Genomic DNA, 23268 nt, shown 5'->3' with positions numbered 1-23268 from the left:
GAAGATGCTGTCGTCAGTGCTCTGCCTTGGACGTGACCAGTTCGGTCAGGACACCGTGGCAGTCCTTGGGGTGCAGGAAGGTGATCCGGGACCCCATCGAACCCGTCCTGGGCTCGTCGTACAGCACCCTGACGCCCTTCTCCCGGATGTCCGCGGCGTCCGCGTCCACGTCGGCCGTACCGAAGGCGATGTGGTGCACGCCCTCGCCGTTCTTGGCCAGCCATTTGCCGACCGCGGAGTCCTCGCGCACCGGTTCCAGCAGCTGGAGGTAGGAGGCGCCGCCGTCCGACGTCTCGTTGATCTTGAGCATGGCCTCGCGTACGCCCTGCTCCTCGTTGACTTCGGTGTGGAAGACCTCGAACCCGTAGGTCGAGCGGTAGAACTCGACGGTGGCGTCGAGGTCGAAACAGGCGATCCCGATGTGGTCGATTCGCGTCAGCATGGGAACAGTGCAGCGCTCCGCGGGTGGTTACGCAACGTGCGCGCGATCACACTCGCAGCCGGATGACGGGCCGGGTACCGCTCAGTACATTCAAGTAAACCCTCGTTCACTTCTAATCCAAGGGGCTGTGCCTCATGTCAGGAACGACCGGTACGACTTCCGTGATCGTCGCGGGCGCCCGCACGCCCATGGGCCGTCTCCTCGGCTCGCTGAAGAGCTTCTCCGGGGCGGACCTCGGCGGCTTCGCCATCAAGGCCGCGCTGGAGCGGGCCGGCATCGGCGGCGACCAGGTCGAGTACGTGATCATGGGCCAGGTGCTCCAGGCCGGGGCGGGGCAGATCCCGGCACGGCAGGCCGCGGTCAAGGCCGGCATCCCTTTGAGCGTCCCGGCCCTCACCGTCAACAAGGTGTGCCTCTCCGGGCTCGACGCCATCGCGCTGGCCGACCAGCTGATCCGCGCGGGTGAGTTCGACATCGTCGTGGCCGGCGGCCAGGAGTCCATGACGAACGCCCCGCACCTGCTCCCGAAGTCCCGCGAGGGCCACAAGTACGGCGCGATCGAGATGCTCGACTCGATGGCGTACGACGGCCTGACCGACGCCTACGAGAACATCCCGATGGGTGAGTCCACCGAGAAGCACAACGCCCGGCTCGGACTGGACCGCGCCGCCCAGGACGAGATCGGCGCCCAGTCCCACCAGCGGGCGGCCGCCGCCCAGAAGAACGGGCTGTTCGAGGCCGAGATCACCCCGGTCGAGATCCCGCAGCGCAAGGGCGACCCGGTCCTCTTCGCCAAGGACGAGGGCATCCGCCCCGAGACGACCGCAGAGGCGCTCGGCAAGCTGCGTCCCGCCTTCGCCAAGGACGGCACGATCACGGCCGGCACCTCCTCGCAGATCTCCGACGGAGCCGCCGCGGTCGTCGTCATGAGCAAGGCCAAGGCCGAGGCCCTCGGCCTCGACTGGATCGCCGAGATCGGCGCCCACGGCAATGTGGCGGGCCCGGACAACTCGCTCCAGTCCCAGCCGTCCAACGCGATCCGGCACGCCCTCAAGAAGGAGGGCATCGGTGTGGAGGACCTCGACCTCATCGAGATCAACGAGGCGTTCGCGGCCGTCGCCGTCCAGTCCATGAAGGACCTCGGCGTCACCTCGGAGAAGGTCAACGTCAACGGCGGCGCCATCGCGCTCGGTCACCCGATCGGGATGTCCGGCGCCCGGGTGGTGCTGCACCTGGCGCTGGAGCTGAAGCGGCGCGGCGGCGGTACCGGGGCGGCGGCGCTGTGCGGCGGCGGCGGTCAGGGCGACGCGCTGATCCTCCGCGTTCCGGGCAAGTAGCACAGAAGACGAGCGAGTGAACGGAGCGGTGATGGTGGACGTCCCCACCCTGGTGGAGCAGGCCCGCGAGGGCAGGCCCCGGGCCGTGGCCCGGCTGATCTCCCTGGTGGAGGGGGCGTCGCCGCAGCTGCGCGAGGTGATGGCGGCCCTGGCGCCGCTGGCGGGCAACGCCTACGTCGTCGGTCTGACCGGCTCGCCGGGTGTCGGCAAGTCGACATCGACCTCCGCGCTCGTCTCCGCGTACCGGCGCCAGGGCAAGCGGGTCGCGGTGCTCGCCGTCGACCCGTCGTCACCGTTCTCCGGCGGCGCGCTCCTCGGTGACCGGGTCCGGATGTCGGACCACGCCTCCGACCCGGGTGTCTACATCCGCTCGATGGCCACCCGCGGCCACCTGGGCGGTCTCGCCTGGTCGGCGCCGCAGGCGATCCGGGTGCTGGACGCGGCGGGCTGCGACGTGATCCTGGTGGAGACCGTGGGGGTCGGTCAGTCGGAGGTGGAGATCGCCTCCCAGGCCGACACCTCCGTCGTGCTGCTCGCCCCCGGTATGGGGGACGGAATCCAGGCGGCCAAGGCCGGAATCCTGGAGATCGGCGACGTGTACGTGGTCAACAAGGCCGACCGGGACGGCGCGGACGCCACCGCCCGCGAGCTGAACCACATGCTGGGCCTCGGAACGTCCCGGGGCCCCGGCGACTGGCGGCCGCCGATCGTGAAGACGGTCGCCGCCCGTGGCGAGGGCATCGACGAGGTCGTCGAGGCGCTGGAGAAGCACCGGGCGTGGATGGAGGAGCACGGGGTGCTCGCGGAACGCCGTGCCTCCCGCGCCGCCCACGAGGTCGAGACGATCGCGGTCACCCGGCTCCGCGAACGCATCGGGGACCTGCACGGCGACCGGCGCCTCGGCGCCCTCGCGGAACGCATCGTGGCGGGCCGGCTCGACCCGTACACGGCGGCGGACGAACTGGTGGCGGGGCTGACGGGGGAGGCCTGAGCGACTGGGGCGACCCGGGAGGTCTCAGCGGCCTGAGAGGCGTGAGCGCGCTGAGAGGCGTGAGCGCTCAGGGAGACCTGAGCGGCCGAAGGGGCCTGAGCGTCCCGAGAGGCCTCAGCGGCCTGAGCGACCGGGGAGGCCGGAGGGGCCTGAGTAACCAGAGGGGCCTGAGCGACCGGAGCCCGACCGGAGCCCGACCGGAGCCCGACCAGAGCGACCGGAGCCCGACCGGAGCGACCAGAGTCCGGCCGGGGTCCCGAGCGGCTCCCGGAGACCGCCCTGCCGCAGGCACCCCGGCCGGCCCTCCCCGGTTCCGGCGCGGCGTGCGGGCCGCACCGGAACCGGGGAGGGCCGCACCCGGACCTGGCGCATTCCGCGCCGCATGGCTGATAACGCGTCAGTCATGCGGCGTGAGTGCGCCGTTCGCGTCCTTCCGCCCTGCCGCACCCGCCCCGTCCGTGACACGATTGCCGCCGGTCACGTGTCATGCGCGCCAGGGGGGAGTGGCACATGCTGAGTCCGCTGCGGGAGGACTCGCCCAGACGGATCGGCCCGTACGAGATACGGGCCCGGCTCGGGGCGGGCGGCATGGGCGAGGTCTTCCTCGGGGACCGGGGGGACGGCTCCGGCCCCGCCGCCGTCAAGACCGTCCGCCGTGACGTGGCCCGGGACCCCGGCTTCCGCAGCCGCTTCCGCCGCGAGATCACCGTCGCCCGGTCCGTCACCGGCCCCCGCCTCGCGCCGCTGCTCGACGGGGACGCCGACGCCGAAGTGCCCTGGCTCGCCACCGAGTACGTCGCCGGGCCCACCCTGTCCGCCGCCGTCCGGGGCGCGGGCGCGATGGACGAGGCAGAGGTCCGGATGCTGGGCGCCGGACTGGCCCGCGCCCTGGCGGCCGTCCACGCGGCGGGCATCGTCCACCGCGATGTGAAGCCCGGCAACGTGATGCTCGCCGCCGACGGGCCGCGCCTCATCGACTTCGGGATCGCCCGGGACCCCGGCGGCACCCCGCTCACCACCACCAGCCGGATGGTGGGCAGCCCCGCCTTCATGTCGCCGGAGCACGTGGCGGGCAGCGGACGGGTCGTACCGGCCTCCGACCTCTTCTGCCTCGCCTCCGTGCTCTGCTTCGCCGCCACCGGCCGGGACCCGTTCGGGGACGGCCCCGTCGCCGCGGTCCTGTACCGCGTCAAGTACGTCGAGGCCGATCTGACGGAGGTCCCCGAGGGGCTGCGCGCCGTCCTGGAGGAGTGCCTGACCGCGGACCCCGCCGCCCGCCCCACCGCCGCCGCGCTGGCCGACCGGCTCGCCCGGGGCGCCGCCGACGAGTGGCCCGCAGCGGTGGCCGGACAGATCGCGGAGTACCAGCGAGAACTGGCCAGGGTCGGCGCGCTGGACGGGCCGCTGCTGCCGGGGTACACGCCCACCGAGGCGGCCACCGGCAGCCGGGAGGCGCCCCGCCACCGCACGGTGGCGACGGACTTCGTGCTGCGCCCGCCCCAGGAGCACACACCCGCACCCGCGCCGGAGCCGGCCACGCCTCCCCGCTCCCGGCGGCGCCGGAACCTCCTGGCCGCCCTCGTCGCGCTCGTCCTCCTCGGAGGCGCGACCGGCGCGCTGCTGGCGCTGCGCGAGGGCGGTGACGACCGGAAGGAGCCGGCCACCGTGCTCGCCGGCATCGACGCCCAGGGCGGCCGGGAGGGCGCCGGCACCGTCCCGTACGGCCGTGACGTCCACCCCGCCGGGTGGCACACCTGGCAGGGCAAGGTGACCGGTCAGCCGCTCGGCTGCGCGGCGGGCCGGGACGTACTGGTCTGCCGCACCACGGCCGGCTCCTACGAGGCGCTCTCGCCGTCCGACGGAAAGAAAATGTGGGACTACTCGGCCCGGCTGGACGCCGATGAGGTCGGCGCCCGGATCAGCCCCACGGGGCAGGTCTTCATGCCGTCCGGATCGACCCGGCCCGCCGTCTACGGCGATCAGGTGCTGCTCGCCACCGGGGACCGGATCGTCTCGCTGGACTCCCGTACGGGCGAGCCCCGTTGGGAGACCCGCGCCGGATCGACGCACGGCTTCCAGAGCGCGCCACTGGTCGCCGACGGACTGGTCTTCGCGGACATCGGCCCCACGCCGGAAGGCGCCCGGGTCGCCGCCTTCGACCTCGCCACCGGCAAGGAGCGGTGGCGCAAACCGCTGGTGGGCGACGACCTCGCGAAGGCCGACGAATACGACTTCTGGCCGCTCACCACCAGGGACGGGGTGCTCTACCTGCGCGGCCAGGACGGACTGCGCGCCCTGCGCACCAAGGACGGCGCCGAGCTCGGCCGCAGGAAGGAGGGGCAGGACTCCCGGTGCTACGACGCGCTGATCCGGGCCCCGCACGTCTACTGCGCCGCGTACACCTACTCCGACGACGGCCAGCACATGGCCGTCCAGCGGCTCCGCACCCCCTCGCTCGCATCCGACGGTGAGATTCCGCTGCCGGACGCGGTCACCGATGACGCCGCGCTCGCCGCCGTCGACGACCACGTGGTCGTCCTGGTCCGCACCGGGCTCCCCTGGGCGGAGGACGCCATCGACCCGGAGATCGTCCTGGCCGGCCGGGACGACGGCAGGATCCTCGCCCGCTACCCGCTGGACCGGCGGTCCTTCAGCGAGCGCATCAACGCCGTCTCGCCCCCGGTGATCGTCGCGGGCACCCTGGTGTGGGCGGACAGCACCAGCCTGTACAGCGTCGCCCTGCACGAGGGGGCCGAGCCCGGCCCGCTGCGCAGGACCGCGCTCAAGGGCGCTCCGGGGCCCGAGACGCGCAAGGACTACGACACGCTCCAGTGGGGCGTCGTCCTGTCCGACGAGGTGCTGCCGCCGGAGGTACTGCCGCTCGGCGGGGCCGTCTACGTCATCCAGCACGGCGGCAAGGTGTTCTCCGTCCCGCTGCCCGGTGCGTCCGCCTCATGATCGAACGGCCGGCCCCCGGCACCCGGACCCGGATCGGGCCCTACCGCATCCTCGGCCTGCTCGGCACCGGCGGCATGGGCGAGGTGTACCTGGCGCGTCCGGACGGGGCGCCCGCCGGGACGCTCGTCGCGCTGAAGACCGTACGGCTCGAACTCGACCTGGACGACGGGTTCCGGGTCCGGTTCCGGCGGGAGATCCAGGCGGCGGCCGCCGTGCGCAGCCCCGGCACCGCCGCGTTCCTCGGCGGCGACGCGAGCAGCCGCACGCCCTGGCTCGCCACCGAGTACGTCCCCGGCCCCTCGCTGGCCGAGGCGGTGGTCCGGGACGGTCCGCTGCCCGAACCGGTGGTCAGGGCGATGGGCGCGGGCCTGGCCCTGGCGCTCGCGGACATGCACGCCGTACGGGTGCTGCACCGCGACCTGAAGCCGGGCAACGTGCTCCTGGGCCCCGACGGACCCAAGGTGATCGACTTCGGCATCGCCCAGGCCTTCGACGCCACCCAGCTGACCCGTACCGGTGTCGTGGTCGGCAGCCCCGGCTACATCTCGCCCGAGCACGTCAACGGCTCGGCGGCGCTGGTACCCGCGTCGGACGTGTTCTGCCTGGGCGCGGTGCTGGCGTTCGCGGCGGCGGGGCGCGGTCCGTTCGACGACTCCGACATGGCGGCGGTGATCTTCCGGATCGCCCGAGGTGACGCCGAACTCTCGGGCGTGCCCCCGCTGTTGCGCGAGGTGATCTCCCGGTGCCTGGACGCACGGCCCGAGCGGCGCCCCGGCTCCAGGGAACTGGCCGCGCTGCTGCTCCCGGAGGGGCCCTCCGCCCCGTTCCCCTGGACGCCGGGGGTGCGGGAGCAGCAGGCCGACTACGGGCGGGCGGCCAGGGAGTGCGCCGACTCGGCTCCGGCCGAGCCCGGTCCCGCGCCCTTCGTGCCGCCGCCGCTGCCGCCCGGCCCGCCGCCCGTCGCCTTCCCCCTGCCGGAGGAGTCCGGGACCGGCGGTCCGCGCCGGACGCCCCAGGTGGTCCTGGCGGCCGTGGTGGTCACGGCCTGCCTGCTGCTGGGCTACGTGCTCTGGCCGGACCCGCCTGCCGGGGGCGGCGGCCCGGGGAGCGGTGCCCGGTCCTCGGGTCCGGGCAGCGGTCCGCCGGGCGCCGCCGACACCATCGGCGTCCGCGCGGTTCCCCGGGCCGACGGCGGCCGTACGGGCGACTTCGGCAAGGCCGCGACCGACCAGTCCGTCCGGCCCGCCGGCTGGAAGGCGTGGAAGTCCACCGTCCGGGGCGGCTCGGGCGACTGCAGCTTCGCGGAGTCGGCCCTGCTGTGCGGCGGCACGAAGGGGCTCACCGCGCTCGACGCGGCCGACGGCGAACAACGCTGGCGAGTCCCGAAGGAGGCAGGGGACGCCACCAGGGCGGTCGTCGCCGGTTTCACGAAGGGGACCGTGTACGCGTTCGTCGGCCGGGCCCTGGTCGGCTACCGGATCACGGACGGCGAGGAGCGCTGGCGCGCGGAACTGCCCGCCGGACACACCGCTTCGGCCGCCGTCCAGGACGGCGACACCCTCTTCTACGTCACCGCCGGCGCTTCCCCCGGCACCGGCAGGCTGGCCGCCCGGCGGCTGACCGGCGACCGGGGCGAACTGTGGCACAAGCCCTACGACGGCACCCGGCCCGTCCTGGTCGCCGACGACGGGCGGCTCGTCGTGGTCGCGGGCGACACCCGGATCGTCGACGCGGCGACGGGCACCGTGAAGGAGCGGCTGTCCGCGAACGACTTCCCGTGCCGGGACCCGGTGCTCAGGAGCCGCGTGCTGGTCTGCCGGGCGGCGAGGGGAACGGGCCTCGCCGCCATGAACGACGTGAACCTGCCCGGGGAGCACCGGATCATCGCCGACGGGATCGACGTCCGGGGCCCGGTGGCGCTGACCGACGACGGGACCGTGGTGGTCAACGACGACGAGAGCCTCCGCGCCTTCTCCGTGGCCGGCGACGTGCCGAAGTGGCCCAATGGCCGGTTCGCGGACGGGGGCGGCGCGCCCTCGGTCGCCGGGGACCTGGTCCTCGCGGCCACGGGCGCGGGGGTGGGCACGTACCGGCGGACGGACGGGGAGCCGGAGAACAGCACCAGCTACACCGGCGTCCCCTTCCCGCCCAAGGACCCGCCGCAGCTGCTGGCCGTCGGTGACGTCGTGTACCTCTGCTTCCGCGACGGGACGGTCGTCTCCGGTTACGTGCCCTGACCGGGAGCGCGGAGACTTCCTCAGTCGTCGTCCCCGTCGTCCCCGTGGTCGCCGTCCGGCCGGTCCACCGTGACCTTCGCCGTCTTCGCGTCCACGTTCCGCTCGTGCTCCGCGCCGTCCTCGCCCCGGACGCCGACCTCCCAGCGCGCCGCCCGGCCGCCGCGCCCGTCGTGGTCCTCCAGCTCGACGGAGGTCACCGTGCCGGGCGCGGAGCCGAGCGCGGCCCGGACCGCCTCGTCGAGCGTCACGGCGGTCGCGCGGGGCGCGTGCCGGTCGCCGTCGTCGTCGGTGTCGACGTGCTTGCCGGTCACCTTGCCGCTGCCCGGGTCCACCGTCACGTCGTGCCAGGACCGGTCCGAGCCGTACACATCGAGCTCCCAGACGAGCCGGCCGTCCTCCTCGTCGAGTTCGGCCTCGGTCACCGTGCCGGGTACGGCCGCCACGGCGGCGGTCACCGCTTCACCGACCGTCGTCCGGGCGGTGGTGCCGCCCGCCGTGCTGTTCCGGGCGGCACTGTCGTGGCCGTCGTCGTCCGCGAGGGCGACGGCCGTGGCGGCTCCGCCGCCGATGAGCACGGCCGCCGTGACGGCCGCGATGACGATCTTGCGCTTCATGAGGGTTCCTCCCCGCATCGAATGCCTGTGGTGCGATGCGGACCACCCTGCGCGTCTGATGCTGAACGCAGCCTGAAGCCACCTGAAGCCGTCTTCAGCTCCGGTTTGCGAGGCTGTGCGCATGCGCCTGTTGATCGTGGAGGACGAGAAGCGGCTGGCGATCTCCCTGGCCCGGGGGCTCACCGCCGAGGGATTCGCCGTGGACGTCGTGCACGACGGGCCCGAAGGGCTGCACCGGGCCTCGGAGGGCGGGTACGACCTGGTCGTCCTCGACATCATGCTGCCGGGGATGAACGGCTACCGGGTCTGCGCCGCCCTGCGCGCCGCCGGCCACGAGGTGCCCATCCTGATGCTGACGGCGAAGGACGGGGAGTACGACGAGGCGGAGGGGCTGGACACCGGCGCCGACGACTACCTCACCAAGCCGTTCAGCTACGTGGTGCTGGTCGCCCGGGTCCGCGCGCTGCTGCGCCGGCGCGGCGGCTCCGCCTCGCCGGTGGTCACCGCCGGCGCCCTGCGGATGGACACCGCCGCGCGCCGGATCCACCTCGCCGGGGACGAGATCGCGCTCACCACCAAGGAGTTCGCCGTGCTCGAACAACTCGTGCTGCGGGCCGGGCAGGTGGTGAGCAAGGCGGAGATCCTGGAGCACGTCTGGGACTTCGCCTACGACGGGGACCCGAACATCGTCGAGGTGTACGTGAGCACCCTGCGCCGCAAGCTCGGCGCGGCCGCCATCCGCACGGTGCGCGGTGCCGGATACCGGCTGGAGGCGCTGTGAGATCGGTACGGGCCAGGGCGGCGCTCGGTGCCACGGTGGTCGTCGCCCTCGCCCTGGTCGCCGCCGGGCTGGCCGCCCTGCTGGTCCTGCGCGCCAACCTCACCGACCAGGCGGGCCTCCAGGCCGAGGTGGCTGCCCGCGAGACCGCCGGGCAGCTGGCCCTCGACGTCCCGTACGACCGGCTGGACACGGGCGACGAGGAGGACCACCCGGTCCAGGTGACCGACGAGGACGGGCGGGTGGTCGCCGTCTCCAAGGACCTGGAGGCGATCAGCGGCACCGGCACGGACCGGGTCACCCCGCAGCCCCCGCCCGCAGCCCCGGAAAAGCCGGAAAAGCCGGAAAAGGGGGACGACGACGATGACCGCGACGACGATGACGACGGCGCGGGCGCAGAGCCCGGCCGGGGCGAGGTCTCCACCGACGAACCGGACTTCGGCAACGGCACCGCCACCGTCGACGGCGACCGCGCCGACTACCGGTTCGCCTCCGTCGAGGCGACGGACTCCGCCGGGCTGACCCTGACCGTCCACGCCGGTGCCCCGCTCGCCGCGGAGCAGCGGGCCGTCGCGAGCGTGCGCGCCGCGATGCTGGCCGCGCTCCCCGTCGTGCTGCTCGTCGTCGCCGGGGTGACCTGGCTGGTGACCCGGCGGGCGCTGCGCCCGGTGGAGGACATCCGGCGCGAGATGGCGGCGATCACCGCGTCCGAGGATCTCAGCAGGCGGGTGCCGGAGCCCGCCTCGGGCGACGAGGTCGCCCGGCTGGCCCGTACCACCAACGAGACGCTCACCGCGCTGGAGTCCTCCGTCGACCGGCAGCGGCGGTTCGTCGCGGACGCCTCGCACGAACTGCGCTCGCCGATCGCCTCGCTCCGCACCCAGCTTGAGGTGGGCGCCGCGCACCCGGAGCTGCTGGACGTGGAGGGCGCGGTGGCCGACACCGTACGGCTCCAGGTGCTGGCCGCCGATCTGCTGCTGCTGGCCCGGCTGGACGCGGGGGAGCGGCCCGGGAACGCGCGATTGGAGCTGGGCGCGCTGGTGCGGGAGGAGGTCTCGCAGCGCACCGGTGACCGGATCGAGGTGGCGGTGGTGGTGTCGGAGCCCGAGCCCGGCGGGCTCGAAGTGACCGGATCACGTGGTCAGCTGGCCCGGGTGATCGGCAATCTGCTGGACAACGCCGAGCGGCACGCGGTGAGTTCGGTGGCCGTGGAGGTGCGGGGGGTACGCGGTGGCGTGGTCGTCGCGGTCACGGACGACGGGGCCGGGGTGCCGGAGGCGGAGCGGACGCGGATCTTCGAGCGCTTCGTGCGCCTGGACGACGCCCGCGCCCGGGACGACGGCGGGGCCGGTCTGGGCCTCGCCATCGCCCGCGATGTGGCCATCCGGCACGGGGGCCGGCTGACCGTGGCCGGTGCGGGGGAGCGCGGCGCCCGGTTCGAGCTGTGGCTGCCCGGCCCGCGCTGAGCGCCCGCCCCCGGTGGTGGGGAGCCGGTCAGACGCGGCGGGCGCGCAGGTGGTCCGCGACCGGGGCGAGGGCCGCGTGCAGCTGCTCCAGCGCCTCCGGGGTCAGCAGGTCCATGAAGTGCTTGCGCACCGATGCCACGTGGTGCGGTGCCACCTTCCGCATCGTCTCGGCGCCGGCCTCCGTGAGGACCGCGTAGAGCCCGCGCCGGTCGGACTCGCAGTTCTCCCGGCGGACCAGGCCCGCGCTCTCCATGCGGGTGACCTGGTGCGAGAGCCTGCTCTTGGACTGCAGAGTGGCGGTGGCGAGATCGCTCATCCGCAGCCGCTGGTCCTGCGACTCCGAGAGGTTGACGAGGATCTCGTAGTCGTTGTTGGTCAGGCCGAACGGCTGGAGGTCCTTCTCCAGCTGGTGCATCAGCAGCCTGCTGACATCCAGGTGGGTGCGCCAGGCGCACTGCTCCGCGTTGCTCAGCCAGCGGGTGGCCGTCTCGGTCTCCATATATGGATTCTACCTAAGAAGTTGAAATCCGGACGAAGTTAGTTGATGTGACGCCCGGCACGCGCCGGCCGGGTCGCGCGGGGGAACGGGCGACGTTCGGCGTCACACTCCGCAGAGTACCGTTCACAACCCGAAGCGCCGTTGGAGGTCCCCCAGCTGGCCTGGGGTGCGGGGGCTGGACCCAGGTTGACCCCCGCCCGGAACACCCGCCTGCTGCGGCGTCGCCCCGGTCGGCTGCTCGGCCATCAGCACCTCGGTGGACTGGAGCAGCACCGTACCCGCGCCCACGAACTCGAACTGGTGCTCCTCGCCGGAGGCGCCGCCGATCCCGGTGAGCGCGCGCAGCCCGCCCAGCACACCGGACATATAGCCGTGGTCGTAGTGGTGGCAGGGCGAGGGGCAGTCCGCCCAGCCCACCAGCGCCTGCGGATCGACCCGCAGCGGCGGCTCCATGAAGACCACCGGACCGTTGGACGCGGCGACGAACTTCCCGGTGCCGATCAGTGTCAGGAACCCCGGCACGATCGACTGCTTCAGCGCCAGCGTCGGCTGGTAGGCCAGCAGATTGCCGGACCGGATCGTGAGGTTCCCGTCCTCCAGGTCGTAGGAGTTCACATCGAACGCCCGGTCCGCGAGCAGCATCTTCCCGCTGCCCTCGGCCACCACCCAGTCGCTCGCGTGCAGCGGCGAGTGGAAGCTCGTACGGACCAGCCGCTCGAAGCGGCCGTGGCCGATGCCGTTGAACTCGATCCGCCCGTAGTAGGCGATCATCTTGCCCTTCTGCAGGAACCACTGGCTCCCCTTGAGCTCCACACAGAAGGTGTACGCGTTGACGTTGTCGTCGGACGGCAGCGTCATCGGATCGAAGACCACGGGCGTGCTCACAGCTTCTCCTCTGAGGCCTGGACGTACACCGCACCACTGCCGCTCAGCTCCAGCTGGAACCCCTCACCGGAGCCGCGCCCGACCATCTCGCGCCAGCCGAGCGCGGTGGAGAGCTTGTTGCGGACCTCGCCGTGGTGGGCCACGTACGCCTGCGGGTCCACGTGCACGTCGCGGCCCGGGGTGATCGGCAGCTCGACCACCCCGCCGTGCGCCATCACCGCCACCGCGCCGTGTCCCTTCAGCGTCGTGGTGAACAGGCCCTGGCCGCTCACCTGGCCGCGCACCATGCCCATCACGCCGCCCTGCGAGCCCATGAACATCGTGCCCTGCTGGAGCGAGCCGTCGAAGGCGAGCAGCCGGTCGGCCTCCACGTAGAGGGTGTCCCCGGACAGGTTGATCACCTGGATGTGGTGGCCGCCGTGACCGAACATCACGGTGCCGCTTCCCTCGACCGTCATCAGCGGGGCCGCCTCGTTCGCCATCCGGCGGCCGATCATCGACATCACCCCGCCCTGACCGCCCTGGATGTTCGGTGTGAAGGACACCTCGCCCCGGTAGGCCAGCATCGCGCCGCGCTGGCTGAACATCTTCTGACCGGGGGCCACCGTCGCCTCGACCATCTTCGAGTTGATCTCACGGAACGGCATCAGAGATCGCCCCCGATCGTGTTCCGCTCGCTGGGCTGGACGTAGACGAGTCCCTCGCCCTCGAAGCGGATCTGGAAGGACTCGCCGGACCCCTCGCCCATCAGCGTCCGGAAGTTCACCCCGGACTGGAAGTGCTGCTGGAGGCTGCCCTGGTGGGCGACGTAGGCCCCGGGGTCGACGAAGAGCGGGTACTGGGCGGAGACCCGCAGGGCCACGGCGGAGCCGTCCGACATGATCGCCGCCTGGCCGGTCCCCTCGACGGTGGTGGTGAACAGGCCGTTGCCCGAACCGCCGCCGCGCAGCCCGGTGAACGTGGTGCCGGTCCGCAGTCCGGCGTCGGTGCAGAGCAGATTGCTCGCCTCGACGTGCAGCTTCTCGCCGCGCAGCGAGACCAGGCTGATGTCGCTCGCCCGGTCCGCGAAGTAGCAGGTGCCCTCCCCCTTCACCTCCATCACGGCCATCTGTTCGCCGGTCAGCCGACGGGTCACCATGCCGCGCAGCCCCTCACCGCCGCCGGTCATCTTCTTGAACGCCATCCGGCCGTCGTACGCGACCATCGAGCCGTTCTTCGCCTTGACGGCGTCGCCGGTCAGGTCGACGGCGAGCGTCTTGCTGCCTTGGAGTCGGAACATTGCCACGGTGCGACGGTAGCCGCCGGAAATCCGGCCCGTCCCGCGAATGAGGACAAGGAGTGCCCGAAGCGCGCGAATCGGCCCCCGCTACACGTGCGGACGGCGGCCGGTGCCACAATGGTCGCGCTTGTGCCTGCGTTCACAAGCTGTCACCGTCCTCCCACCGAAGGTGCCCCCGTGGACATCAAGACCGCCACCGCCCTGCACCGGCTGCGCCTCATCTCGATTCCCGAGGCGCTGTCCTTCCCCGCGCTGATCCTCTTCGGCTCGGTGCTGAGCCGGATCTCCGACATCGACTTCCTGATGATGCCGCTCGGCATGCTGCACGGCGTGCTCTTCGTGATCTATGTCGTGGCTCTGCTGGACGTCTGGAACAAGACCAAGTGGCCGCTCAAGCGCGTCGCGTTCTTCTTCCTGCTCTGCGTGCTGCCGTTCGGCGGCCTGTACGGCGACAAGGTGCTCAAGCGCTACGAGGCCGACGGCGTCATCGCCGCCCGCGCCCGCCGGGAAGGGACGGTCAGCGCGTGATCGTCGCCTTCTCCGTCAGCCCGCTGGGGGTCGGTGAGGACGTCGGCGAGTACGTCGCCGACGCCGTCCGCGTCGTCCGCGAGTCCGGGCTGCCCAACCGCACGGACGCCATGTTCACCTCCATCGAGGGGGAGTGGGACGAGGTCATGGACGTCGTCAAGCGCGCCGTCGCCGCCGTCGAGGCGCGGTCCGGACGGATTTCCCTCGTCCTGAAGGCCGACATCCGCCCCGGCGTGACGGACGGCCTGAACTCCAAGGTCGAGACGGTCGAGCGGTACCTGGCCGACTGACGCCGGGCACGCCGGGCGAGCGGGAAGTTAGGGTAGCCTAACTTCATGCTGGCTACAGTCCCGGGCCGTGGGCGCGACGAGCCGCTCCCGGCGGCCGCGCTCCGATGGGCCGAGCCGTCGGCGGGCGGCGCCGAGGTGTCCGCCCCCTATCTGCTCACCACCGCCGTACACGGCGTGGACCCCCGGGCGGCACCGGTCGCCCCCGGCGTGCACACGCACTCCGACGGGCTCCTGGTCTGGCCCCGGCACGGCTCGCTGGCGCTGCACACCCGTAACGCCGTGCGCCGGCTCGTGCCGGGGCAGGGGATCTGGCTGCCGCCCGGCACCCCGCACGACTCCTCGGCCGACCCCGGCGGCGTGAGCTGCTACACCTACGTGACCAGTGCGGCGATTCCGCCGCACTGGTCCGGCCTGCGCCCGCTGCGGGTGCTGCGCGCGGTCCAGGAGATGCTGCTCCACCTCGACACCACGTCGATGCCCGACGACCTCCGGCTGCGGACCCAGCGCGTCGTCCTGGACCTGCTGGAGGACGACCCGCATCCGGCCATCGACGTCCCCGTCCCCGAGGACGCGCGCATCCGCGCCCTGGCCGACGACGTCATGCGGGACCCGGAGAGCGAACTCTCGCTGGAGGCGTGGGCGGCGCGGCACGCGCTGAGCGTGCGTACCGTCACCCGTGCGTTCGGCCGTGACATCGGCATGTCCTTCGCGCGGTGGCGGTCGCTGGTGCGGATGTCCGCGGCGACGACGCTGCTGGCCCAGGGCCGTCCGGTCGGCCTGGTCGCGCACCGCTGCGGCTACTCCACGACGAGCGCGTTCTCCGCAGCCTTCCGCCGGGTGACCGGGGTCAGCCCGACCGGCTACCTGCGCGATCAGGCGGTACCGGCGCAAGCCGGCCGCTGAGGGGCCCCGCCGCGCGCTGTCCCGTGCGCCGCCGATTCGGCGGGTGGCCGAATCGCGATACACCCTGGCCAGTTCGCGCCCCCTTCGAGCGCCCCCGCTCCTTAGCGTTCACTTAGGTGAGGGTTACCTAAGTTGAAGTGCGGGTCCGGTCGCGTACGCGTCGTCCCGCCACGGCCGCCCTCCCCGTACACCCGCCGTCGCCCGACCGCGACGCGCGCAGATCCGAGGAGAAGCATGTCCATATCCATCCCGGCCGGACGCCGGACGGGCGCCGTCGCACGCCTCGTGGCGCTGATGCTCGCGGCCGTCGTGGTGCTGGCGGGCTGCGGCAGCGGCGGCTCCGGGCCGGACACGGCGAAGGCGGAACCGGGCAGCGCGCCGGACGCGTTCCCCGTGAGCATCAAGCACGGCCACGGGACCACGACGGTCACGTCGAAGCCCCAGCGGGTCGTGGCGGTCAGCTGGATGTCGCTGGACGTGGTCGCGGCGCTGGGCACGGTCCCGGTCGGCGTCGACAAACAGTGGGGCGGCGACAAGCAGGGCTACACCCCGTGGTTCCGCGACACGGTCGAGGAACTCGGCGGACCGCTGCCCGAGACGCTGAACTACGGTGACGCGGGCGAGATCGACTTCGAGCAGATCCTCTCCCTGAAGCCCGACCTCATCGTCGGCCTGTACTCCGGGATCTCGGACGTCGACTACAAGCGCCTCTCGGAGATCGCCCCCACCATCCCGTACCTGAACAAGCCCTGGGACGGCGGGACCTGGCAGGAGATGACCCGCACCATCGGCAAGGCCATGGGCGAGACGGAGAAGGCCGAGAGCCTCGTCACCGACGTCGGGGGCCGGCTGGCCGCGGTCACCGAGGAACACCCCGAGTTCAAGGGCCGGACGTTCACCTACGGAGTCGCACTCACCCCCGGCTCGACGGAGGTCGGGCTGTACCTCAACTACGACGCCCGGGTCCGGCTGCTGACCGAGATGGGCTTCCGGAACACCCCGTCGATGAAGGCGATCGCGTCCACCGCCAAGGGCACCAACTGGTACGGCGGGATCAGCCTGGAGAAGCTCGACACGATCGACGCCGACATCTTCGTCGGCTGGGCCAACGGCGCCGACGAGGTGCCCTACTCGCTCAAGGACCCGCTGTTCTCGCGCTGGAAGCCGATCGCCGGGAAGAACTACGCCTTCGTGCAGGACCCGGCGATGGGCATGGCCACCAGCGGACCCTCGGTGCTCTCCATCCCCTGGGCGCTGAAGCGCTACGTCCCGATGCTCGCCGACGCCGTCGCGGGCAGGGGGAGCACCGGCGCGGACTCCTGACCGCCGTCCGCCCCCCCACGTGACGCCCTCTCCCAAGGACAACCATGACGACCGCCCCACCCACGGGTGACCTCACCACCGGTACGGAGCGCGAGGCGCCGGACCCGCGCGGCGCCGTACCGGGACCGGACCGGCGCACCCGGTACCGCCCGCTGATCCTGCTGGCCGCGATCGCGCTGCTGCTCGTCGTGGCCGTCCTCAGCGTGATGGTCGGCGCCCGCTCCATCGCCCCCGGCACGGTGTGGGACGCGCTGTTCCACTTCGACGACTCCGACGAGCACGTGATGGTGCGCGAACTGCGGGTGCCCCGCACCGTGATCGGGCTGGTCGTCGGTGCGGCCCTCGGGCTGAGCGGCGCGCTGATCCAGGCGTTCACCCGCAACCCGCTGGCCGACCCCGGCATCCTCGGCGTGAACGCGGGCGCGAGCCTCGCGGTGACGTTCGCTGTCGCCGTGCTCGGGTACACCGGAGCGGGCCAGTTCATCTGGTTCGCCCTGGCGGGGGCCTTCGGGCTCACGGTGCTCGTCTACACGCTCGGCTCGATCGGCGCGGACCGGGGGAGCCCGGTCAAACTCACCCTGGCGGGAGTCGCGTTCACCGCCGTGTGCGGCGGCTTCACCTCCGCCATGGCGCTCAAGAACACCACCACGTTCGACGTCATGCGGTTCTGGGGCGTCGGCTCCATCGGCGGCCGGTCGCTCGACATCCTCCCCGTCGCCCTGCCCCTGATCGGCGCCGGGCTCGTACTCGGGCTGGGCAGCGCGGGCTCGCTCAACACCCTGGCGCTGGGCGACGACCTCGCCCGGTCGCTGGGCACCCGGCTCGCCCTGACCCGGGTGGTCCTGGTGCTCGCCGTCACCCTGCTGGCCGGGACCTCCGTCGCCGTCGCCGGCCCGATCTCGTTCGTCGGGCTGATGGTGCCCCACGTCGTCCGCTGGTTCACCGGACCCGACCAGCGCTGGATCCTGCCCGTCACGGTCGTCGCCGCGCCCGCCTTCCTGCTGGCCGCCGACATCATCGGACGCGTGGTCCTGCCCTCCGGCGAGATGCGGGTCGGGCTGGTCACCGCGCTCGTCGGCGCACCCGTCCTCGTCGCGCTCGTCCGGCGCCGGAAGGTGAGCACCCTGTGAGCACCGCACCGACGAAGGACACCGCACCGACGAAGGACACCGCACCGGCGAAGGACACCGCACCGGCGAAGGACACCGCACCGGCGAGGGACACCACCGGACCGGGCCGGGTCGACTTCGGCCGGACCGTCTGGGCCTGGCGGCGGGCCGGCCTCGCCCTGCGCGTCGAGCGGCGGACCGTCCTCGTCTGCGCCGCCCTGGCCGTCACCGTGGCCGCCCTCGGCGTCCTCACCCTCGGCACCGGGTCCATCCGGCTCACCCCGGCCCAGGTGCTGTCCGCCCTGTTCGACCCGGACGCCGATCCCCGCGACCGGCTGGTGGTCGTGACCTGGCGGCTGCCCCGGCTGCTGTTCGCGCTGGTCTGCGGAGCGGCGCTCGCCGTCAGCGGCGCGTTGTTCCAGTCGCTCACCAGGAACCCGCTCGGTTCGCCCGACGTGATCGGCTTCGCCTCCGGCTCGTACGCGGGGGCGAGCGTCGTGATGCTGGTGCTCGGCACCGCCAACTACCTCGCGGTCGCCTCGGGTTCACTGATCGGCGGGGCGCTGACCGCGCTCCTGGTGTACCTGCTGGCCTACCGCAAGGGACTGGCCCCCTTCCGCCTCATCATCGTGGGGATCGCCGTCGGCGCCTTCCTCTCCTCCCTCACCTCGATGCTGCTGCTCTCCGTCAGCCCGCAGCAGGCGATGCTGGCGGCGACCTGGGGAGCGGGCTCCCTCAGCGGACTCGGCTTCGAGCAACTGCGCCCGACCGCGGCCGTGTTCGTCGTCCTGCTGATCTGCTCCGCGGCCGTGGCGCGGCCCCTGGTCCACCTGGAACTGGGTGAGGACGCGGCCGTGGCCCTCGGGGTCCGCGCCCAGCGCGCACGCCTCGCGGCCACGCTCACCGGGGTGGCGCTCACCGCGCTCGTGACCGCGGCCGTCGGCCCGATCTCGTTCATCGCGCTCGCCGCGCCGCAGATCGCCCAGCGGCTGACGCGCGGCTCCACCACGGTGCGGATCGGACCGGCCGCGCTGACCGGCGCCGCGGTCCTGACCGGCGCCGACTTCATCGCCCAGCGCGTCGACCTGCCCGTGGGCGTCGTCACGGTGTGCGTCGGAGGCGGCTACCTGGCCTGGCTGCTCGCCCGCCGGTACGCGGGGCGGCGCGGATGAGCGCACCGGCCCCGCCGCCCCCGGCTCCCGGCTCCCGGCCCCCGAGCCCGCCCGCCGCCCTTCCGCGAGGAGTACCCATGACCGCCACGACGCTGCCCACCCGTACCCCGCTCCCGGCACGCCTTGAGGTGCTCGACGCCTCCATCGGCTACGGCCGGCGGCCCGTCTCCGAGCACCTGGACGTCGCGATCCCGGACCGCTCGTTCACCGTCATCATCGGCCCCAACGCCTGCGGCAAGTCGACCCTGCTGCGCGCCGTGTCCCGGCTGCTGCGGCCGACCGCGGGCAAGGTCGTCCTGGACGGCCGGTCCATAGCGGAGTACGGCTCCAGGGAGGTGGCCCGGACGCTCGGGCTGCTGCCGCAGTCCTCGGTGGCACCCGACGGGATCACCGTGGCCGACCTGGTCGCCCGCGGTCGCCACCCGCACCAGAGGCTGATGCGCCAGTGGACCCGGCAGGACGAACAGGCGGTCCTGGACGCCATGGCGGCCACCTCCGTCACCGAGCTGTCCGGCAGAGCGGTCGACGAACTCTCCGGCGGCCAGCGCCAACGCGTCTGGGTGGCGATGGTCCTCGCCCAGCAGACCCCGGTCCTGCTGCTGGACGAACCGACCACGTTCCTCGACATCGCCCACCAGATCGACCTGCTGGAGCTGTTCACGGATCTGCACCGCGACGGGCACACCCTCGTCGCCGTACTCCACGACCTGAACCACGCGGCCCGCTACGCGAGCCATCTCATCGCCATGCGCGACGGCCGGGTCGTCGCCGAGGGCACCCCGCAGGAGGTCGTGACCGCCGCCCTGGTGCGGGAGGTGTTCGACCTGCCCTGCCAGGTCGTCCCCGACCCGGTCACCGGCACCCCCATGGTCGTCCCGCTGACCCGACGACGGGACGCCCGGTGAACCCGGCCACCACCGCCCCCACCGGCGGACCCGGTCCGGACAGCGGGGCCGGTCCGGACAGCGGACCCGGTCCGGACAGCGGGGCCGGGGCCCGCGGGCCCAACTCCGCCGCGGCGCTGTTCCGGGTCGCGCTGCTGCGCGACGGCCGGGGCCGGCTGCTCGCCCTCACCACTCTCGCGTTCATGGTCCATCAGCTGTGCGAGGCACTGGTGCCGGTCCTCATCGGCGTGGTCATCGACCGGGCACTCGCCCCGCAGGACCGCTCCGCCCTGCTCCAGTGGCTCGGCGTCCTCTGCGCCGTCTTCGCCGTACTGTCCCTCTCGTACCGGCGGGCGTCGACGGCCATGGTGGACGTCTACGGCCACGGCGAGCACGAGCTGCGGCAACGGGTGATGGCCCGGCTGCTGCACCCGCGCTCCCTGCGCCGCCGGCCCGGCGCCGGAGAAGCACTCTCGCTGGTCTCGTCGGACACCTACCGCGTCGCCGGGGTCTCCTGGAGCGTCGTGCAGCAGGCCTCGACGGTCACCGCGATCCTCACCGCCTCGACGGCCCTGCTGGTCATCTCCGTACCCCTGGGCCTGGGCGTCATCGCCGGCACGGTCCTGGTGCTCGTCGTGATGCGCCGGGTGTCGATGCCGCTGGAGGCGCGGGGACTGGCCGAGCAGAGTACGGCGGCCGGGGCCGGCGAGGTGGCCACCGACATGATCACCGGACTCCGGGTGGTCATCGGCATGAACGCCCGGGCGGAGGCCGCCCGCCGCTATCGCGCCGCGAGCGGGGAGTCCAGGCGCGCGGCCGTCGCCACCTCGCGCTCGGTCCTGGCGTACGGCAGCCTCAGCCGGCTGCTCTCCGGGGTGCTCCTCGCCGCGCTCTCCACGGCGTCGGGATACCTCGCGCTCGATGGCAGAATCACCATCGGCCAGCTCGTCACCGTCCTCGGCCTCGCCCAGTTCCTCCAGGGCTCACTGACCCACGTCGGTACGTTCGCCTCCAACTGGTTCCACAAGCGGGCCTCCGCCCGCCGGCTGGGCGGACTGCTGGACGAACCGCACCTGATCGGCCCCGCCGGGACCGGTCCCGGCGACAGCCCCGCCCCGGTCACCGCCGGCTCCCTCCCCGCACTGCGATGGCACCCGCCGGAGCACGGCGAGCCCCTCGACCTGCGGCCCGGCGAACTCCTCGGCGTCGTCCCCCGCCACCCCGGGCACGCCCGCGAGCTCAGCGACCGGCTCGGCTACCGCGTCCCGCTCCGCCGCGGCGAACTCCTGATCGACGGCACCGACGCCGTCGACCTCGGACCGGAGCCGGTGCGCGCCCGGATCGCGGCGCCGCCCCACCACGGCGCGGTGTTCTCCGGCACCCTGCGCTCCAACCTCACGCCCGAGGGCGGCGCAGGCGACCCGGCCGTGCTGCGGGCCGCGATGCTCGACGACGTACTCGAACTGGTCGGCGGCGACCAGGCCGAGGTCGGTGAGCACGGCCGCAGGCTCTCCGGCGGCCAGCGGCAGCGACTGCTGCTCGCCCGTGCCCTGCACACCGACGCCGACCTCGTCGTCCTCGACGAACCCGCCACCGCGGTCGACCCGGTGACCGAGCAGCACATCGCCGAAGGACTGCGGGGACTGCCCGCCACCACGCTCCTCATCACCACCAGCCCGATCCTGCTCGCCGCCTGCGACCGGGTCGTCGACCTCGGCGGCGCCCGCCCCGGACCGAACGGAACGACCAGGTGACCCCCGCGCACGGCACCCTGCCCATCGCCGGCCCCCGCCGCACCCGCGAGGAGACCGTCCGGCGGCTCGGCGCCCACCGCGCCCGGCTGGCCGCCGCTCTGCTGACGCTGCTCTGCGGTACGGCCGCCACCCTCGCGACGCCCCCGGTACTGGGGGCCGTCGTGGACGCCGTCGCGGACGGGGAGGGCCGGGGCCGCGTCACGGCGCTCGGCGCGGTCCTCGTGCTCGTCGCCGTCGCCGGGGCCGCACTCGGCTACGCCGGCGGCCGGATGCTGGTCGTCCTCGTCCAGGGCGTGCTCGCCGCGCTGCGCGAGGACGTGTTCGAGACCGCGGTGCACCTTCCGGCGAGCACGCTGGAGTCCTCGGACAGCTCCGATGTCGTCTCCCGGGTGACCCGCGACGTGGAAGCGGTCTCCGAAGCCGCCTCCGACGTGCTTCCCGACGTCACCGACGCGAGCTTCACGATCGGCCTGAGCCTGGTCGGCCTCGCGGTCCTCGACATCCGCCTGGCCCTCGCCGGCCTGGTCTGCCTGCCCGTCCACATCCTCGCGACCCGGCAGTTCCTCGCCCGCTCGCACCTCGTGTACGCGGACATCCGCCGGCTGGAGTCCACCCGCGGCCAGTCCGTCATCGAGGCGGTGCACGGCGCCGAGACGATCCGGACGTACCGCTCGCAGGACCGGCACCTCGGCGCGCTGGCCGCACACAGCGAACTGGCCATCGCCCGGCAGCGCGACGGCGTACGGCTGCGCAACCGGTTCACCGGCCTGCTCAACGCGGCGGAGTTCCTCGGCCTCGCGGCCGTACTCGTCACGGGATTCGCGCTGCTGGGTTCCGGCGCCGTCTCGGTGGGCGCCGCCACGGCCGCGGCCCTCTACTTCCACCGCCTCTTCGGCCCGGTCGGGGCGCTGCTGGGGAGCCTGGACGACATCCAGCGGGCGACGGCCGGGCTGTCGCGGCTGGTCGGCATCACCGACCTGGGCCGGGCCGGTGCCGGGCGCGGGCGGTGCGGCGCGGGGGACGCGCGCCACCGCCCGGCGATCGACGCCAAGGGCGTCTCGTTCTCGTACGACGGCACCCGCGACGCCCTGCGCGACGTCTCGTTCCACGTGCCGCCGGGTTCGAGCCTGGCGCTCGTCGGCGCCAGCGGCTCCGGGAAGAGCACCCTGGCCCAGCTGATCGCCGGGCTGGCCGAACCCGACCGGGGCGAGATCACCGCGGGAGAGGCGGCGGCCGGACGGGTCCCGTCCCGGTACCTGGTCACCCAGGAGATCCATCTGTTCCGCGGCACCCTGGCGGACAACCTGAGGATCGCCCGGCCCACCGCCACCGACGACGAGCTCCGCCGGGGACTGGCCGAGGCCGGGGCCGGCTGGGCGCTGGGGACGGAGGCGGGGCTCGACACCGTCCTCGGCGCGGGAGGCACCCCCGTCGACGACGGCTCCGTCCAGCACCTCGCGCTGGCCCGCGCGCTGATAGCCGACCCGGACGTCGTCGTCCTCGACGAGGCCACCGCCCAGTCCGGCCAGCAGACCCGCGGCCCGCTCCAGCAGGCCCTGGAACGCGTCACCCGCGGGCGTACCAGCGTGATCGTGGCGCACCGCCTGGAGCAGGCGCGCGACGCGGACCGCATCCTCACCCTGCGCCGCGGCGAGGTCGTCGAGCAGGGCACACACGAGGAACTGCTGGCGTCCGGGGGCGAGTACGCGGCCCTCTGGCAGGCCTACACGGCCAGAACCGGCCTGCCCCGGACGACCGCGGACGATCCCGCGCGACCGAACCGACCCACCCCCTGACCCCACCCGAAGGAGCAGCACCC

General features: G+C 73.3%; 21 protein-coding genes. 15 read left to right on the top strand and 6 right to left on the bottom strand.

The window, feature by feature from the left end:
- Positions 1-13 precede the first annotated feature (13 nt).
- Entirely contained in the window at positions 14-442 is a 429-nt protein-coding gene (gene mce, locus ACIP89_RS12740; RefSeq protein WP_401920344.1) for a methylmalonyl-CoA epimerase, read from the bottom strand.
- Positions 443-576: 134 nt separating this feature from the next.
- Here mce and ACIP89_RS12735 point away from each other — a divergent pair, with 134 nt between their 5' ends.
- From ACIP89_RS12735 to ACIP89_RS12720, 4 genes are all read left to right on the top strand, one after another.
- The gene (locus tag ACIP89_RS12735; protein WP_401920342.1) at positions 577-1779 is read left to right on the top strand and encodes an acetyl-CoA C-acetyltransferase; all 1203 of its coding nucleotides are present in this window, start codon (positions 577-579) and stop codon (positions 1777-1779) included.
- A 31-nt stretch (positions 1780-1810) separates the two neighbouring features.
- A complete protein-coding gene (meaB, locus tag ACIP89_RS12730; RefSeq protein WP_402115202.1) occupies positions 1811-2770 on the top strand; it encodes a methylmalonyl Co-A mutase-associated GTPase MeaB in 960 nt (319 codons plus the stop codon).
- Positions 2771-3280: 510 nt separating this feature from the next.
- On the top strand, positions 3281-5728 hold the full coding sequence (locus tag ACIP89_RS12725; protein WP_402114781.1) for a PQQ-binding-like beta-propeller repeat protein: 2448 nt from the start codon (positions 3281-3283) through the stop codon (positions 5726-5728).
- A complete protein-coding gene (locus tag ACIP89_RS12720; protein WP_402114779.1) occupies positions 5725-7965 on the top strand; it encodes a protein kinase in 2241 nt (746 codons plus the stop codon). The genes ACIP89_RS12725 and ACIP89_RS12720 overlap by 4 nt, the downstream gene beginning before the upstream one ends.
- A 20-nt stretch (positions 7966-7985) precedes the next feature.
- Here ACIP89_RS12720 and ACIP89_RS12715 read toward each other — a convergent pair whose 3' ends face one another.
- A complete protein-coding gene (locus ACIP89_RS12715; RefSeq protein WP_402114777.1) occupies positions 7986-8579 on the bottom strand; it encodes a PepSY domain-containing protein in 594 nt (197 codons plus the stop codon).
- A gap of 121 nt (positions 8580-8700) precedes the next feature.
- On the opposite strand from ACIP89_RS12715, the gene ACIP89_RS12710 reads away from it, so the two are divergent.
- Complete coding sequence (locus ACIP89_RS12710; RefSeq protein ID WP_401920331.1) at positions 8701-9360, top strand: response regulator transcription factor; 660 nt, start codon at positions 8701-8703, stop codon at positions 9358-9360.
- Positions 9357-10823: a sensor histidine kinase gene (locus tag ACIP89_RS12705; protein ID WP_402114775.1), complete on the top strand. Its 1467-nt coding sequence runs from the start codon at positions 9357-9359 to the stop codon at positions 10821-10823. The genes ACIP89_RS12710 and ACIP89_RS12705 overlap by 4 nt, the downstream gene beginning before the upstream one ends.
- Positions 10824-10851: 28 nt before the next feature.
- Here ACIP89_RS12705 and ACIP89_RS12700 read toward each other — a convergent pair whose 3' ends face one another.
- The 4 genes from ACIP89_RS12700 to ACIP89_RS12685 form a co-directional block, all read right to left on the bottom strand.
- On the bottom strand, positions 10852-11322 hold the full coding sequence (locus tag ACIP89_RS12700) for a MarR family winged helix-turn-helix transcriptional regulator (protein ID WP_402114773.1): 471 nt from the start codon (positions 11320-11322) through the stop codon (positions 10852-10854).
- Positions 11323-11445: 123 nt separating this feature from the next.
- Positions 11446-12207, bottom strand: a complete 762-nt coding sequence (locus tag ACIP89_RS12695; protein ID WP_371776075.1) for an AIM24 family protein — start codon at positions 12205-12207, stop codon at positions 11446-11448.
- Positions 12204-12854 carry an AIM24 family protein gene (locus tag ACIP89_RS12690; protein ID WP_401920323.1) on the bottom strand — a complete coding sequence of 217 codons (651 nt, stop codon included), beginning with the start codon at positions 12852-12854 and terminating at the stop codon, positions 12204-12206. Before ACIP89_RS12690 ends, ACIP89_RS12695 begins: the two co-directional genes overlap by 4 nt.
- A complete protein-coding gene (locus ACIP89_RS12685; protein WP_401921044.1) occupies positions 12854-13486 on the bottom strand; it encodes an AIM24 family protein in 633 nt (210 codons plus the stop codon). The genes ACIP89_RS12690 and ACIP89_RS12685 overlap by 1 nt, the downstream gene beginning before the upstream one ends.
- A 177-nt stretch (positions 13487-13663) precedes the next feature.
- Between ACIP89_RS12685 and ACIP89_RS12680 the strand changes: the two genes are divergently transcribed.
- The 9 genes from ACIP89_RS12680 to ACIP89_RS12640 all read left to right on the top strand — a co-directional run bounded on the left by ACIP89_RS12680 (position 13664) and on the right by ACIP89_RS12640 (position 23245).
- Positions 13664-14014 (top strand): DUF3817 domain-containing protein, encoded by a 351-nt coding sequence (locus ACIP89_RS12680; protein ID WP_073736847.1) that lies wholly within the window; start codon positions 13664-13666, stop codon positions 14012-14014.
- Positions 14011-14304 carry an MTH1187 family thiamine-binding protein gene (locus tag ACIP89_RS12675; RefSeq protein ID WP_402114771.1) on the top strand — a complete coding sequence of 98 codons (294 nt, stop codon included), beginning with the start codon at positions 14011-14013 and terminating at the stop codon, positions 14302-14304. The genes ACIP89_RS12680 and ACIP89_RS12675 overlap by 4 nt, the downstream gene beginning before the upstream one ends.
- Before the next feature lie 45 nt (positions 14305-14349).
- Positions 14350-15207 (top strand): helix-turn-helix domain-containing protein, encoded by an 858-nt coding sequence (locus ACIP89_RS12670; RefSeq protein WP_402114768.1) that lies wholly within the window; start codon positions 14350-14352, stop codon positions 15205-15207.
- Between the two features lie 234 nt (positions 15208-15441).
- Positions 15442-16530, top strand: coding sequence for an iron-siderophore ABC transporter substrate-binding protein (locus tag ACIP89_RS12665; protein WP_401920316.1), 1089 nt, complete (start codon positions 15442-15444; stop codon positions 16528-16530).
- A gap of 44 nt (positions 16531-16574) precedes the next feature.
- Positions 16575-17660: a FecCD family ABC transporter permease gene (locus ACIP89_RS12660; RefSeq protein ID WP_401927982.1), complete on the top strand. Its 1086-nt coding sequence runs from the start codon at positions 16575-16577 to the stop codon at positions 17658-17660.
- A 158-nt stretch (positions 17661-17818) separates the two neighbouring features.
- Entirely contained in the window at positions 17819-18811 is a 993-nt protein-coding gene (locus ACIP89_RS12655; RefSeq protein ID WP_401921043.1) for a FecCD family ABC transporter permease, read from the top strand.
- Positions 18812-18888: 77 nt separating this feature from the next.
- Entirely contained in the window at positions 18889-19716 is an 828-nt protein-coding gene (locus tag ACIP89_RS12650) for an ABC transporter ATP-binding protein (RefSeq protein ID WP_401920311.1), read from the top strand.
- The gene (locus ACIP89_RS12645; protein ID WP_402114765.1) at positions 19713-21449 is read left to right on the top strand and encodes an ABC transporter transmembrane domain-containing protein; all 1737 of its coding nucleotides are present in this window, start codon (positions 19713-19715) and stop codon (positions 21447-21449) included. Before ACIP89_RS12650 ends, ACIP89_RS12645 begins: the two co-directional genes overlap by 4 nt.
- A complete protein-coding gene (locus ACIP89_RS12640) occupies positions 21446-23245 on the top strand; it encodes an ABC transporter ATP-binding protein (RefSeq protein WP_401920305.1) in 1800 nt (599 codons plus the stop codon). Before ACIP89_RS12645 ends, ACIP89_RS12640 begins: the two co-directional genes overlap by 4 nt.
- Positions 23246-23268 lie beyond the last annotated feature (23 nt).

Origin of the sequence: Streptomyces sp. NPDC088730, from assembly GCF_044751215.1 — a bacterium.
In the GTDB taxonomy this organism is placed as follows: domain Bacteria; phylum Actinomycetota; class Actinomycetes; order Streptomycetales; family Streptomycetaceae; genus Streptomyces.
This window is presented reverse-complemented; position numbering and strand designations above follow the sequence as displayed.